This is a genomic window from Paenibacillus sp. 1781tsa1 (assembly GCF_024159265.1).
Lineage (GTDB): Bacteria > Bacillota > Bacilli > Paenibacillales > Paenibacillaceae > Paenibacillus.
Genome location: NZ_JAMYWY010000001.1, coordinates 5,328,244 through 5,343,474 on the forward strand (window position 1 = coordinate 5,328,244; position 15,231 = coordinate 5,343,474).

General features: G+C 46.6%; 14 protein-coding genes. 2 read left to right on the forward strand and 12 right to left on the reverse strand.

The genetic code is table 11. From position 1 onward, the window contains the following. The first annotated feature begins 90 nt into the window (after window positions 1-90). Entirely contained in the window at window positions 91-903 is an 813-nt protein-coding gene (locus NKT06_RS24020) for a putative RNA methyltransferase (protein ID WP_367399903.1), read from the forward strand. Between the two features lie 100 nt (window positions 904-1,003). On the opposite strand, the gene msrA is transcribed toward NKT06_RS24020, so the two are convergent. The 6 genes from msrA to NKT06_RS24050 all read right to left on the reverse strand — a co-directional run bounded on the left by msrA (window position 1,004) and on the right by NKT06_RS24050 (window position 7,101). After that, a complete protein-coding gene (gene msrA, locus NKT06_RS24025) occupies window positions 1,004-1,519 on the reverse strand; it encodes a peptide-methionine (S)-S-oxide reductase MsrA (RefSeq protein WP_253440020.1) in 516 nt (171 codons plus the stop codon). 337 nt (window positions 1,520-1,856) lie between these two features. Next, window positions 1,857-2,114, reverse strand: a complete 258-nt coding sequence (locus NKT06_RS24030; protein WP_062835823.1) for a GlsB/YeaQ/YmgE family stress response membrane protein — start codon at window positions 2,112-2,114, stop codon at window positions 1,857-1,859. Between the two features lie 309 nt (window positions 2,115-2,423). Next, complete coding sequence (locus NKT06_RS24035) at window positions 2,424-3,728, reverse strand: ATP-binding protein (protein WP_253440023.1); 1,305 nt, start codon at window positions 3,726-3,728, stop codon at window positions 2,424-2,426. Continuing rightward, window positions 3,728-5,191, reverse strand: coding sequence for an RtcB family protein (locus NKT06_RS24040; RefSeq protein WP_253440026.1), 1,464 nt, complete (start codon window positions 5,189-5,191; stop codon window positions 3,728-3,730). Before NKT06_RS24040 ends, NKT06_RS24035 begins: the two co-directional genes overlap by 1 nt. A 502-nt stretch (window positions 5,192-5,693) precedes the next feature. Further along, window positions 5,694-6,512, reverse strand: a complete 819-nt coding sequence (locus tag NKT06_RS24045) for a TerC family protein (RefSeq protein WP_253440029.1) — start codon at window positions 6,510-6,512, stop codon at window positions 5,694-5,696. Between the two features lie 277 nt (window positions 6,513-6,789). After that, the gene (locus tag NKT06_RS24050) at window positions 6,790-7,101 is read right to left on the reverse strand and encodes a DUF3817 domain-containing protein (RefSeq protein ID WP_253440032.1); all 312 of its coding nucleotides are present in this window, start codon (window positions 7,099-7,101) and stop codon (window positions 6,790-6,792) included. 216 nt (window positions 7,102-7,317) lie between these two features. On the opposite strand from NKT06_RS24050, the gene NKT06_RS24055 reads away from it, so the two are divergent. Then, entirely contained in the window at window positions 7,318-8,421 is a 1,104-nt protein-coding gene (locus NKT06_RS24055) for a glycosyltransferase family 4 protein (protein WP_253440035.1), read from the forward strand. Window positions 8,422-8,478: 57 nt separating this feature from the next. On the opposite strand, the gene NKT06_RS24060 is transcribed toward NKT06_RS24055, so the two are convergent. The 6 genes from NKT06_RS24060 to NKT06_RS24085 all read right to left on the reverse strand — a co-directional run bounded on the left by NKT06_RS24060 (window position 8,479) and on the right by NKT06_RS24085 (window position 15,211). Continuing rightward, the gene (locus tag NKT06_RS24060; protein ID WP_253440038.1) at window positions 8,479-8,841 is read right to left on the reverse strand and encodes an HIRAN domain-containing protein; all 363 of its coding nucleotides are present in this window, start codon (window positions 8,839-8,841) and stop codon (window positions 8,479-8,481) included. Between the two features lie 33 nt (window positions 8,842-8,874). Further along, on the reverse strand, window positions 8,875-9,855 hold the full coding sequence (locus NKT06_RS24065) for a helix-turn-helix transcriptional regulator (RefSeq protein ID WP_253440041.1): 981 nt from the start codon (window positions 9,853-9,855) through the stop codon (window positions 8,875-8,877). A gap of 269 nt (window positions 9,856-10,124) precedes the next feature. Then, window positions 10,125-10,697, reverse strand: a complete 573-nt coding sequence (locus tag NKT06_RS24070) for a hypothetical protein (RefSeq protein WP_253440043.1) — start codon at window positions 10,695-10,697, stop codon at window positions 10,125-10,127. A gap of 267 nt (window positions 10,698-10,964) precedes the next feature. Further along, window positions 10,965-12,443, reverse strand: coding sequence for a M20 family metallopeptidase (locus NKT06_RS24075; RefSeq protein ID WP_253440045.1), 1,479 nt, complete (start codon window positions 12,441-12,443; stop codon window positions 10,965-10,967). A gap of 95 nt (window positions 12,444-12,538) precedes the next feature. Then, window positions 12,539-13,522 (reverse strand): ABC transporter ATP-binding protein, encoded by a 984-nt coding sequence (locus NKT06_RS24080; RefSeq protein WP_253440049.1) that lies wholly within the window; start codon window positions 13,520-13,522, stop codon window positions 12,539-12,541. 39 nt (window positions 13,523-13,561) lie between these two features. Then, window positions 13,562-15,211, reverse strand: coding sequence for an ABC transporter substrate-binding protein (locus tag NKT06_RS24085; protein ID WP_253440051.1), 1,650 nt, complete (start codon window positions 15,209-15,211; stop codon window positions 13,562-13,564). Window positions 15,212-15,231: the final 20 nt, after the last annotated feature.

Consider the following 15,231-nt stretch of genomic DNA (forward strand, 5'->3'; position numbering starts at 1 on the left):
CAGTTATCCAAATCTGAATGAATGGGGTGTTTTTCCATGTCAGTCCATCGCAGAGAACGTAGCGCTGCGTTTATTAATCTATACATCCATATGTTGAACTGTCCCATTTGTCATAGCCCTATGGCAACCATTAACTCAGGGAGCATTCAATGTGTGTCCAGGCATAGCTTTGATCTTGCAAGACAAGGCTATATCAATTTCATGACACGTTTTTTCAAGGGCAACTATGACAAACGTTTATTTACAGCCAAAAGGAATATCTTATCGGAAACCGGTATTTATGCTCCTTTGACCGAAGTACTACGCAGGTGGATTGCACGTTATTCCGTTGACATCAGCTGTCCCGTGCATATTCTGGATGCAGGCACAGGAGAGGGAACATTTCTGCAGCAGATTACGCAGAATACTCCAGCCGTTGGCTGGGGCATCGACATTGCCAAAGAAGGCATTGCCATGGCTTCCTCTGCCTACAACCAGCAAATTTGGTTTGTCGGTGATCTGGCATGCAGTCCGTTTGCAGAAGGTCAGCTGGACATCATCCTGAATATACTTTCTCCTTCCAACTATGAAGAGTTTGGACGAATTCTGAAAGACGGGGGATGGATCATCAAAGTCATCCCCCGTGAACGATATTTAATTGAACTGAGAGAAATGCTGTTCCTGAATCGACCTGATCGAGCAGACGGCCGGGAACTTACGCTGGACCGATTCCGCAAACATCATCATCTCATCGCCAGCATTCCGCTGACCTACACGCTGCCCGTCACCGCAAACATGCTGGATTCACTCGTTCATATGACACCACTTTCCTGGCATCTGTCGGGAATATCCCGGATGGGCATTCAAGCTTCCTTGTCGAAGATTACCATTGACGTAGAAATACTGGTGGGAACGAACAATTAGATAACCGTTATGGCTGATTTCAGCCGCCATACAGCCAAAAAGCCGGGCGAGTTCCATAAGGAGCTCGCCCGGCTTTTTGCATTGGCAGGATAGAATCATCCTATTTCCAATTCTCGTCTATAAATTCGTCCCGTCCGGATAATGCACGGTCTTCCTTATAATGTTTCTCGTTTTTCTTGTGGTAATCCTGGTGATAGTCTTCAGCCGGATAGAACACAGCTGCATCACGAATTTCCGTAACAATCGGTTGACTGAATCGTCCGCTGGCTGCAAGTTCCTGCTTGGACTGTTCAGCAAGCTCACGTTGACGTTCATTATGCACAAAGATTGCCGTACGATACTGTGTTCCCCGATCCTGGAACTGTCCTCCGTCATCTGTCGGGTCAATCTGAGGCCAGTATAGCTCCAGCAGTCGTTCATAAGGAAATACATCCGGATCAAATGTAATTTCGACCACTTCGACATGACCGGTCTCCCCTGTTTTGACCTGCTCATATGTTGGATTCTCGACGTGACCGCCAGTATAACCCGATATAATGCCATGAATGCCCGGTTGTTCTTCAAACGGTGTAACCATGCACCAGAAACATCCGCCAGCGAATGTAGCTTTTTCCATTCCGTTCATCCCCTCTTATCTAACTACCTTTTACACTTACCACTCCGATGACAGAACAACCTTCTGATCGCTGTTATCCCCAGATTTTTTATATTTGGCTTTACAAGGAGAAAATCTGGTGATAAAGGCGAACGCTCTGCTTCTTCAGGTTATTTCTGTCCTCTACGTTCTTGTGTAAATGTTTAGTCCAATATATATAGATAGCTTAATACGCATATCTTTATATATTCTAAAACAACAAGAGGTTGATTGAAAGCCATGGTTATGGCTCTCAATCAACCTCTTCATTGGTAATACATATAGCTGACAACTAATTCAAGAAATTATCTTGATTAAGTTACCCGCGACTACGTCCCATCGAACGGAAGATCAAGCTTACGATGGCTACAAGAACGATCGCACCAATCAATGCAGGCACAATGTGGAATCCGCCCATCTCAGGACCCATATCGCCCAAGATTACTCCACCTAACCATCCACCGATGAAACCCGCAATGATGTTACCGATAACACCACCTGGAATGTCACGACCAACGATCAAACCTGCCAACCAACCAATGATACCACCGATAATTAATGACCATAACCAACCCATATCATTCACCTCTAATTAAAGTTTTTGTTGTTGTCTGTCTACTATTAACCGCTACAGAAGCATTTAAACAATTGGCATAAAAATTTTTGCATATTACCTTTTGTCCCGATGCATCTTTCTCTGCAAAACAAGCCATAGTCAGGTATGGAAACAGATCGCGTTACTTTCCGGCATCTCACCAGCTCAGGGCTGCGTTATGTACCTCCCGAAAGTCATTGTATGTTAGAGCAGACAAGGTTAGTATCACCAATTGAGGTAGGATTATTTATAAAATTGCGTCATATTATAGGATGGATGGGTTAGATTTGATCAATAAAAGCCTGCACGGCCCTTACCTGGCTGCGCCAGCCACGTATGTTTGTGACTCTTGTCCAGCTCGCCACGCATCGACTGAATGACTTTTACAATGTCTGTCTGTCCATTCTGATGCCATTCCAGCGCAGCGCTCACATACAACTCACCTAGCTGTGCAAGAGAAAACGTGTCGGTCAAACGAGCTGCTTCTATCGTGCCCTCTTCACCCGCGAATACTGTGAAGCCTCGTTGGCGTAAATATTGCAGGCGCAGCGCTTCATCTGGCAACGGAATTTCGTAAGCCCGGTCAAACCGTCCAGCACGGTTCATAAGGCCAGGATCTATTTTCTCCGGATAATTCGTTGTACCGATCAGGAAAATGCCTTCTTTGGACGTAGCTCCATCCAGTGTATTCAGGAAAAAGGAACGGACTTCATCCGGCATCGAATCGATGTCCTCAATGATCAGTACCATCGGTGCGAGCCGCTTGGCAGCTTCGAACACTTCACGCACTGATTCACTGTTGGTATACTCCGTTATCTGCCAATAGGCAGCCGGTCCCGGAATACTTCCTGCAATGGATTTCACCAATGTGGTCTTACCGTTTCCGGGGTGTCCATACAATAGAATGCCCCGTTTGTACGGGATATCATAATCTCTGTAAAAGGAACGATCCGCTTCGAAGAACTGATCCAGCGAGCGGAAAATATCCTGCTTGATCTGTGCCGAGAGAACAACATCCTCTCTTCCTACGGAGCGAGTAATGGATTCAACATGACGATCGCTGCCATTGCGGGCATCGGTATACACCGTCACTTTTTTCATATTTTGCTGACGTTCACGTTCCCGGACACTTCCCAGAAATTGCTTCATCTCCTCGTCCCCGACAGCAAATACGAAGTCTTCGCTATAGATCCCGTTCTCTCTGAAAAATGGAACACGCACAAGTGCAACGCCCCATTTCGGATAGGCAAATACGTTGTTGCGAATGGAGTAATGCACACCATAAGTAGGCACATCACCATCATCATCGTAATGCAACGTCTGAAGCTCCAGATCCTCGAATATGCGGGCTACCAATTCCACTTCGGCACTGCCATTTTGCAAGTCTTCCCGGAGTAACTCCCAATATTCATTGTTCGGGTCAGAACTGGCATACAGCTTGTATTCAACCCCATATCGCTGATGGAGTGCCTCACTGATTCCACGAATCAGCCTTGAATAGATGGCGTACCCTTCTACTCGAATACGGGTATCATGTTGTTCGTCGTAGCTATAGATTGCCCGGGTAGGATCTACTTGTTGTTCGTGTATTGTCATTATTTCGCTCCCTTTACCGCAGCAAGCGGTTTGCATTTGGCTACAACTTGAGCCAGGCCTGCGCCGGTTACACTGTCTATGATTTCATCTACATTTTTATAAGCCTGTGGTGATTCATCAATAATGGATTCAAGTGAGCGCTGGTTTACCACGATCTCATCTTCTGTGCCGACGCCAAGAGCCGTAGCAAAATCTTCTACAGTAACCAATCGTTTCGTTGCTGTTCGTGAACGTATGCGACCCGCGCCGTGACATATTGAATAATAATTATCAGCGCCCTGTGGCTGACCGACCATGATATATGAAGCAGTTCCCATCGAACCGGGAATAAGCGCTGGATGTCCAGTTGCCAGATAAGGCTTGGGATTGTCCTGGTGACCTGCCGGCAACGCACGTGTCGCTCCTTTTCGATGTACAAAAACGGAATCTTGGTCTGCATGGGATTCCTCCCAGGCGTAGTTGTGCATCAGGTCGTATAACGTACGAAATTCACATTTGGGGCCAAACACATCCCGGAATGCTTCGCGAATAGCATACGCAATCAGGTGACGATTGACAACCGCATAATTCAATGCAGAATACATCATGTTCACATAATGACGACCTTCTGCATGCTCCAGCGGCGCAAATACCAGTCTTGGATCGGATGTGCCCAGGTTAAGGCGCTGCATGACTTTGGCAATCGCTGAAGAACTCGTCTGACTTACATATCCGCCCCATGCACGCGAGCCGGAATGAATCATGACCACGATTTGTCCATCGTACAATCCCCAAGCTTCGGCGATTTCACGATTCTCTTCAGCGATCTCAATCGCCTGGATCTCGGCAAAATGGTTCCCTCCGCCCAGTGTACCGAGCTGACGATGCGAACGATGCCACGTCATATCAGGAACGTGATTTAACACATCCTCATCGTAACTGAATTTGCTGCTTTCCACATGGGTCATCGAGGTTGATTTTTTCGGTGTATAGCTGTCAGGGATATACTTTTTGGGTAAACCATGCAGCCCTTTACGAACAATATGCTCCAGTCTTATATCCGAGTAATGACCTCGTTGGTTCGCCTCCATTGGCAATACTTTCTCAATGGCTTTGACGAGTTTACGGCGAAGCTTGATGTCTTTCAATTCGTCCTTGTGCAAGTTTGTCATATGCACTCGCATGCCACAGCCAATGTCACTGCCAACGATGGAGGGAGAAACGTATCCGCTCTGTGCATCCCACACGGCTGTCGTTCCAATGCATGTACCTACACCGACGTGTACGTCTGGCGTGTAACTCATATAAGAGATTCCCGGAATCTGCAGATTATTGTTCGCCATCTCGAATACCTTGTAATCGAGCGAGGAAAAGAGTTGTTGCGCTGCATATACGGTTAGGTCGCCTGCAGGCAATTTCACTTCATGGCGGTAGCCACCTGCGATTTCATTTTGATTAGTAAATAAATTTAAGTCTGTATTCATAAAAGTGTATTATCCTTCCTGTACGTTCAGCAAATTCGGTTTGCTGATTCATCTATAAAATAAAACTAAAAAAAGCCATAGGCTAGTCGCCCATGACTTCTACTGAATGACAATAACGGAGAACAGAACAGCTTAAACATGCTGTGTGTCTGTCATCCATCGCTATAATATAAGCGAGAACGCATATCGATTATAAAACCCGCTAAACGATATGCCTATCCCCTATGTCGACCGTATGAGGCCAATGAGACGATGAGCCTGATATGCAGTTGTATCTACCTTACGCGCTGTTTGATTCAGATCATAAGCAAACATCATGTCTCTCGGCCTCCCTTCGTTAATGTTAAGTCTTATAATAAAGGGACTGAAATTCATGTGTCAACCCTTTTCTTGGAAATTGGTCCATGGTGCAGATTTTTATGTGTAAACAAAAAGAGGGGACCGTCCTAGGACAGTCCCCTCTTTTCTTAATAATAATGATGTTGTTAGCGTAACATGATTATTACAGTCCTGCTTGTTTTTCCAACTCTTCAACCGGATTTTCGTCTTCTTTTTCAGGAACTTTGGAAGACAGGAACCAACCACATACCGCAATGGTGATCAGTACAATATAGAATCCGAATTTCCAAATTTTATTTTCCGGGAAATGCTCATCCAGAACACCCAATGAAGGGTGTGCGAGTGTAATAACTGCCAGTTTAACCCCTACCCAACCTACAATCACAAAAGCCGCAACTTCAAGCCCTGGGCGGGAATGAAGCAATTTCACAAAGTATGAGGCTGCAAAACGCATAATCACAAGCCCGATGAATCCACCGAGGAAGATTACGATAAACTGTCCTCCGTCAAGTCCACCAATTGCAGGCAATCCACTTGGTGGCAACGCTACAGCCAAGGCAACTGCAGCCAGAATGGAATCGACTGCGAATGCGATATCAGCTACTTCGACTTTGAATACGGTCATCCAGAAACCAGATTGTTTTTTCGGTTTCTTTGGCGTCGAATCAGCAGCTTCATCTGTTTTATTCCGATTACCCAGTATCTTTTTAACGATGTGGTTAATCGAAATGTACAGGAGATACAAGGCACCGATCGCTTGTACTTGCCACACATCGACGAGGAATGAGATCAGGAACAATGAACCTAAACGGAAAACAAATGCACCCATCAGACCGTAGAACAACGCTTTTTTGCGTTTCTCTTCGGGTAGATGTTTAACCATAATTGCAAGTACCAACGCATTATCTGCTGCAAGTAGTCCTTCTAGAACTACTAAGACAGCCAGCACCCACCCATATTCCAATAATAATGAAACTTCCAACGTTGACTCCTCCTTAATATCCTTATGATGTACAAAAAAAAGGACCTTTACCATCGCTGGTAAGGTCCTTTTATATCCACAAAAAGAGACCTTTACCGAGCATGAAAACTTGGTAAAGGTCTCGCTAACAACAAATTTGCTGCCAATAAAGCCGGGGATACGATCCCGAATTGACGACTTTACTGTAAAAGCTACTCCCCTTTAACAGGAATATGTAGTTTTAGTTGGAACGGGTTGTTAAACCTGTACCCATCATATTTCATAACATTAAATAAAGTCAAGCTTTATTTCGTTGACGGTACAACTTACGGAATACGACAAGATCGTAGATCATATTCCCCAGTGGAATGAAAGAAACGAAGAACAGAGCAATTGGACGACGCAAACGCCACTTCTGTGAGGTGTACATACTCACCATAAATAACAAGTACATTAAAAATAAAAAACCATACAAATTTCCAAACCATGTGACAGCCTGCGGCATAACCCCGGCATCTCTCAACGGAAAAGCAACAAACAGTAACAACACATACGAAATGCCCTGCAACCACAACATCAGCCGGAAGCGCCCCAGCATAGAATGTAACATTATTTTCCTCCTGCTTCTATACATGTAACGAATTCAATTGTTCCCGTACAGTATATCACAAAAGCCGGATATCTCCGCTTCATTCCATGCAGCAGATTATTCCTGCACGCTCATATGGGTGTTTCACCTACCTTTTTGCAGGAGCCAAACGTCTCATCTTCTCATAAGATATACGACGAAGATTGTTACCGATGTCGGACAAGGAGGAGCTAGTTAATGAAAATTGCTATGGTTGCACCCGAGAAATTACCTTTACCAGGTAATGGTTCCGTGGAAATCTGTATACTGGGGATCGCCCGTGAACTTGCACACCGCCATCAGGTGACCATCATCACTCGTCAAATGGAAGGTCTAGCTACCACAGAACAGATCGATGGCATCACCATTCAACGTGTCCCTGCATCGAGTCCTCTCAGGTACACCAAAGCCGTCATACGTCTGTTATCCAAACAACCCTACGATGTAATTCAAGTGGACAACAGGCCACGAAGTATGGCTACCATCAAACGAGCTTTTCCACGCACTCCCGTTGTACTCTATCTTCACTCGTTAACATTTGCTCAGCCTGGAACTTCCAGACTCATATTGATGAAAAAAGCGGATTGGATTGCCGTCAACAGCCAATCCCTGAGACAAAGGCTTGGCCGCAGATTTCCGTTGGTAAAACGCCGGATGAGTGTGGTTCCATTGGGTGCAGATCTAAGCCGCTTCAGACCTGCTGAATCCAGCGAAGAACAGATTCATCTGCGTACACAATTTGGAGTGACTAAACCATTCTCAATTCTGTATGTCGGAAGGCTCATCCCTGGAAAAGGCGTAGACGTATTAATTCGTGCGACTGCCCTTCTTCAGCGACAGATGCCTGTCCAACTGGTAATCGCGGGCAAAGGCCCTCCGCATTACATGCGTAAACTTCGCGAGCTTGCCCATAAACAAAAAATCCATGTTTCCTTCCGTGGTCAGATAAACCATGAGCATATCGATCAGTTGTATCGGGCCGTCGATTGTCTGGTCTGTCCATCTCAAGAACATGAAGCTTTTGGCCTGGTTAATGTTGAGGCGATGGCTTCAGGATTACCCGTCATTGCTTCGGATAACGGAGGCATTCGTGAGATTATTGAATCAGGTATCAATGGATACCTTGTCACCGCTTATAAGCGTCCCCAACGTTTTGCCTCTTGCCTGTACAAACTTGCAAGCAATCCCACATTCGCCGAGACGTTAGGGAAGGCTGGCCGAGACAGCGCAAGGGCACATTTCAGTTGGGCCAGAACAGCCATGCATCTGGAAGCCACCTATACCAGGCTCATCCGTAAATGAGCCTTCTTCTGTTAAGAGGATCTTTTTGACCCATGTAAACCCTGCTCTTTAGGATGATCAAGCTTTTTCACGAAATTGCCATCCCGTAATCAAAGAATCCATCTGCGGGACAGGAATGTGACTCAGCTCAATTAACTCCATAATAACCATATCTCTCATCATGAATCGTACTTTGGCACATGTTAGTTGATGAAAAACATCGTAGAATGCCGTCCCGGTCCAACATCCATGAGGTACGACAAGCGGATCATTAACGATATAACCTACGGCTCCAATCGGTGGAATAACAACCTTAATCGCTTGATGATCCAAACGATTATCTGGATCTTTGACGAGATACACGGTATCCCCCACATGTAAAGCTTGCACGCCATGGAAATGGTCCATCCCATACATAGCTGCGAATAATTTGGTACTCATATCACCTGCTCCTTTTCCGGTATTTCTCCATAATTAAAATTTTATCATTGGTACATCCGTTTCATAATGTTTCATCCACTCCACAAGTTGCCTGCGTATCTCTCGACGAAACTCAAGAGGTTCAAGTACCTCAGCCTCAGGCCCAAACTGATACAACCATTTCAAAAATTCTCTGCTGCTATTCAGTGTCACTTCAAATAACAATCCCCCATCCGACATATTTGTCATTCGCGGGCGAACAAACATTTCTTCTTCTTTTATGTAGGGGGCCACTTTCTCAGAGAATCTCACCTTGAAATGGATATGTTCGTCGCCACGGTCAATAGACCATGTGTTCTTCATATACTGCGTTATGTTGAAATCACCCATGTCGAAACCGGTATTTGTTCGTGTCACATCCAAAAAACGGCTAATTCGAAACAATCGAACTTTTTGCAGCAAATGACAGTATCCAATCAAATAAAAACGTTGATCACGTGGAATGAGATAATAGGGATCGATATCACGAACTGTGATCTCATTTCTTGTCAGCGTATGATATTGAGTACGAATGGTTTGCTGGCTTAGAATAGCTTCGATGATGGGAATCAGCAAATTAGGGTCCTTTCCTTCCTCACGATAAGCTGGTGTGCCCATCCGAATAATTCCCGCAATATTCTCTACAATGTCACTGTTTCTTGATTTTAGTTTGGTATGAGCCGACATAACCTTGTCAAAAGCTGAATCAAACTCAGCAGGTAACTTGGAGGTATCAACTACGGACGGGAGCAAGGAGAAAACCATTGCTTCCTGTTCAGTAAAATCTAATGGATACATCGCAAACTCACCAATAAATCGGTAACCTTTGCCGTATCCTTCATTCATAATTGGGGCGACCCTATCCAAAATCCGGAGATCACGATAAATCGTGCGTACAGTCGTACCGCATTTCAGTGCCAATTCCTTGGCCGAAATTCCAGGATTTGCTTGTATAGCCTGAAGTATACGCAGCAGACGAATTAATTTCTCTGTCATGTAGTTTCTCCCCTTCGATATTTTATCGGCAAGGAAAACTAGTTCCTTTAGTACAGAACTAAATCTTTAGTCCCAATGTTATTTTCGCAATTTCACCATTTTTGTATAGTCCAATTGCACTCTTACCCCCCTTTAATATACATTCTCTTACTTGCTTGCGTAAAACATTAACCTAAAAGGCCTTAAACCTAAGCCTGAAAGCCTACATAAACTTTTAAAAAAAAATAAAAAAAACCTAATCTCTTCAAAGAGACAAGGCTTTCTTGGAATTACTGGTTATGTAACTTTAATAATTGATTCATCACATTCACCATATGCTCACATAGTTCAGGAATATCACCCATCTGGTCTTCATTCACACTGCGGTCAAAACATACATGAGCCGTGACGTTGTATGTGATCGGCTGTTCATCAAAGATATAGCGGATGTTCAGGCACATCCTCTGCTCAGGCCAGCTCGTCTGCAAAATCGAATGAATAACCGGGCACTGCGTCTCAGGCTCCTTCACAACCATACGAAACCGTATCTCCAAACGGCAACCCGGATGTGCCCCAGGCGTCTCCAGTATCTCCGCTGCAAGCTCCTCAAGGGAACTGCTTAATATGACCTCTCCTGTTACTTCCGGACGATCTCTGAGACAGAACTGTAATGTGAACTCTCTGGACATCACAGCCATCTCCAGCTGATCTTTACGCCCCGTAATCTGAACACGTTCATCCAGGTTATCCATATCATAGAGATAATTCTCAAACCCGACTTTCAGATTGTCATACACCGTTGGATCAAACATTGAAATAAACCCACTTTCTTTTCCTTTGACTTCATCTGCACTGGTTCTCATCACTTGATCAAGCCTATGTTCAGGTTTATTGTAGTATATTCTCACTTTCCATGCACTTTTTCCGCAGCGTCCAGCAGCTCCGACCGTTGTTACCCCTCTGTTGGATTATTCGCTCTCTCCAGAGTTGCGTCGGATGGCAGTACGTTTAGCTTCGGTTTAACCAGCGGCTGGCCAGCCGCTGACTTACTCCTTCGGTGCCCGAAGCTTTATTTTGCTTCGATGGTCTTTCTCTGCCATTGTCATTCTCTATATTCATTTGGATGGGAATTACACATTCATCGTTGTTTGTTCAGTTGCTGCTTCGCCAGTACTTTGAGAAAATGAAAGATTCGGAGGCATCACCTCATCGGGGAACGGACTAACGTATGACTCTCCGTCCAGCCTTTCCGTCAGTTCAGCCTTTGCCATCTCGATGAGCACAGGATCGAGCAGCGCTGCAATGGCAGTACACGCCATCGCTTTCCCCGCGAGCAGCATGCCTTTGTGGGCATAGCCGCTTTTGCCCTGCGCAACGGTCTGCCAGGCATGGATTGGCGTCGCGTAAGCCCAGGTCGCCGTGCCGCATTGCGCAGTTGGCACATTCCAACTGACGTCTCCAACGTCCGTCGACGCCGGCATAACGCGCATTGTCTCCATAAGTGGAGCAACGAAGCTCGCAAGAGGGCGAGCCGAAAGCATGTCATGAACCCCCTTGCCATTTTGCCGCGATGCACTCGCCTTATCCTCATCCGGGATCACAGCAAAGATCTCTTGGGCAAAGGCCAATTCATCCTCCGTATAAATGGGAAGCTCCAGCCCACTAAGGAACTCGTGCATTTTGCCTTCCAGGGTCGCATTCGGAATGAGATTGGACGCTCCACCTTCATAGTGATATGACATCTTGGTTCCCGTCATCAGAGCCGCTCCACGAGCAACATCGAGAACCCGTTCGAACAGGTCAGCCACCTGGGAGGACTTCGGCGCCCTAACCAAATAATTCACTTCTGCTTCCGCCTGAACAACATTGGGTGCGAAGCCGCCTGTATTCGTCACGGCATAGTGGATTCGGGCATCCGAAATCATATGCTCACGCAAGTAGTTCACTCCCACGTTCATCAGCTCGACCGCGTCCAGCGCGCTTCGTCCGAGATGGGGCGCGGCTGCCGCGTGGGCACTGCGGCCTGCGAATTTGAAGTGCACATGTAGATTGGCAAGAGAGGACATATGCATGACAACATTCATCGTGGCAGGATGCCAGCAAAAAGCGACGTCGACATCCTGAAACAAGCCTGATCTGGCCATGTAGGCTTTACCGGATCCACTCTCTTCAGCCGGACAGCCATAGTAGCGAACCGTGCCGGAGATTTGATGCTCCTGCAAATAATTCTTGACCGCAAAGGCAGCCGCAAGAGATCCTGCTCCGAGCAAATTATGCCCGCATCCATGTCCATTTGTCCCTGGCACAACAGGATTGAATACCGCTGCCCCCGCTTGCTGGCTAAGACTGGCCAAGGCGTCAAACTCACCAAGAATTGCAATGATCGGGGAACCGTTCCCGAAGCTGCCTATAAAGCCAGTGGCGAGTCCGGCAACACCTCTCTCAACGGAAAACCCTTCACGTTCCAGTTCCTTGCAGAGCAAATCTGCTGACTCAAACTCTTCGAATCGCGTCTCAGCGAAACCCCAGATCGAGTCACTTACATCAATAAATAAATCTCTCTTCCCTTCGATATACGCAGTAACCTCTTCAATGATCTTCTCATTCATCCTAAACACCTCTCTCCTTCATTTTGGCTAATCTTCATTATTCACAGGCAAAGGATGCAACAGATGCAGCAAATACTTTGAGTACCGGCTATCGGTCAATCAAATGCGAAGCAGGCAACGGCATGATCGTGACCTTTGAGCTCCGGCTCAAATTCGCGACAGATTGCTTTGGCGATCGGACAGCGCGTATGGAAACGACAGCCACCTGGCGGGCGAACCGGATTTGGCACATCCCCTTGGATGATAATCCGCTTCTGCGAACGAAGCCTGGGATCTGTTACCGGATTTGCACTAATCAAGGCGTTCGTATAGGGATGCTTCGGCACCCTGAACAGCTTCTCCCGGCTCGCAATCTCCACGATCTTTCCCAGATACATAACCGCTATTCGATCACTGATATAGCGGACGGCGCCGAGACCGTGTCCGATGAATAGATAAGCGAGACCCTCCTCCTTCTGGAGCTTTTTCAGGAGATTCAGAATCTGTGCCTGGATAGAGACGTCAAGAGCGGAAACAGGCTCGTCACACACGATCAGCCTGGGGTTTAGGGACAAAGCTCTCGCTATGCCAATTCGCTGTCGCTGTCCTCCTGAAAATTCATAAGGATAACGACTTTTGTCTTCTTTCGAAATTCCGACTGTTTCAAGCAGCATATCCACCCGATCCCGAACAGACGAACGACTCTCGAGTCGGTGCGCTAGCAGAGGCTCTGCCAGAATATCACTGATCCTCATCTGGGGGTTAAGCGAGGAGTATGGGTCTTGGAAAATCACCCCTATGCTCGCCCGGGTTCGGCGAAGTTCCCTCTTGCTAAGTTCTGCCAATTCCCGGCCGGCATAGAGAACCCTTCCTTCATAAGGAGTCTCTAGTTGAAGCAGCGTGCGACCGACACTCGACTTACCACAGCCCGATTCTCCGACGAGACCGAGCGTTTCTCCTTCGCGAATCGAGAAGCTGACTCCGTCGACCGCCTTGACGTATTCTGTGACCTGAGAGAAAATGCCCTGCCGGATCGGATAATACGTCTTGAGACTTTCTACGCTTAGCAAAGGTGGTCTCTCCTTTTTCAAACCTGGCATCTACAGCTCCTCCCTGAACCGAAGCTAGTCGTTATTCGATCATGGGTTGAACGTCCACTTGGCGACATTGTTCGTCAGGCCGACTGTACTGGTCTCAAGGCCTTTGCCAAGGTCTAGATTTTTGGCCGCAGCATACATTTGCTTGTCAGCGAACAGAGCGATAACCGGAACATCGTCGTGCAGGATTTGCTGAACCTGCTTATAAATCTCAAAACGCTTGGATGGCTCCAGCTCCTCCGCTCCTTGGACCAGCAGCTCGTCGACTTCGGTGCTCGAATAGTCTGCGATATTGAAGCTGACTCCTGTCTTGAACAGCCCTAGCACGGAGTTCGGATCGAGAATGAATCCGAGATTAATTATCGTCAAGTCGTAATCGTGCTTAAGTGCTCTTTGATAGGTTGTCGGAAAATCAAGCTTTGTCACTTGTACCTTCAGACCGACTGCTTTCAGATTCTCCGCAATGATGTCAGAAGCTTGTTCACGGATCTTGTTACCTGTCGGAACGACGAATTCAATCATCTGATTGAAGTCCCAGCCCGCTTCCTCCAACAGTGCTTTCGCTTTCTCCGGATCGTAGCCATACAGTGGTATTTCCTTATTGTAGTAAGGGTGGTTTTGGCCGAGCATGCCATCCACGAGTTCGCCTTGTCCTTTGAGCAATTGATCTACAATAAGCTGGCGGTTCATGGCATAAGCGATTGCTTGCCGTACTTTTGAATCCGGGAACTTCTTCGAATTGATGAACATAATGTTCGGATTGTTCGCATCGCCGTAGCCCGTAGTCACATTCGCCATATTGGCTACCTTGTCAAAATCCTGCACTGGAATAAGACCTACACCCGGAGAAGTCAACTGTATGTCCCCTGTCTGGAGCTGCGCTGCCAGATTTGTCGCCGGCATCATCTTGATGTAAATATTCTTGATATTTGGCGCACCTTCGTAATATTGCTCGTTCGCGGTCAGCTGAACGTACTGGTCCTTGGCGAATTTGACGAACTTGTAGGCCCCGTTGGTGACCGTAGGATTCATCATAAATTCATTTTTGTTCAGGTCCACCGGGGCTACATCTTTCAACATATGCTCTGGCAAAAAGCGGAAGTACGTGCCGAATTGACTCTTGAATTGATTCGTCTCCATCGGGTTTTTCGTTTTGATAACAAAAGTGTAATCATCAACCTTCTCATAAAATCCCAGCTCCGTTTGCCCCTCCTCTCTCTTACCGGCTTCGTTCAGTCCAGTGACAAACGTCATGTTGAGGAGTGTCTTCACGTTAACGTCCGTGAACATCCGGAATGTGAACTCAACGTCGTCCGCCGTGAACGATTCCCCGTCACTCCACTTAGCATTCTTGTTCAGCTTGATGGTGAAGTTCCGGTTGTCCGTCGTTTCGATTGATTCAGCAAGCTTCGGATCGAATCCATATTTGCTGTTCATCGCAACAAGCGTATCGCTCATCAACGAGTTAACGAAAACACCTGCATTATCCAGATTGAAGACATCGAATGTTGTCACCGGATTCACAAGACCGATATAAAGAGGCTGACCGGAGCCTCCAGAAGCAGAAGCGCTCTCGCCATCCGATCCCGGAGACGTTGTTTTATTGCTGCCAGAATTCGAACCGCAGGCCGAGACCAATACCATTAATAATGTCAGTACTCCGCAAATCCAAACTTTACGCACCCTTTTCATCTGATCTCCTCCACCTGATT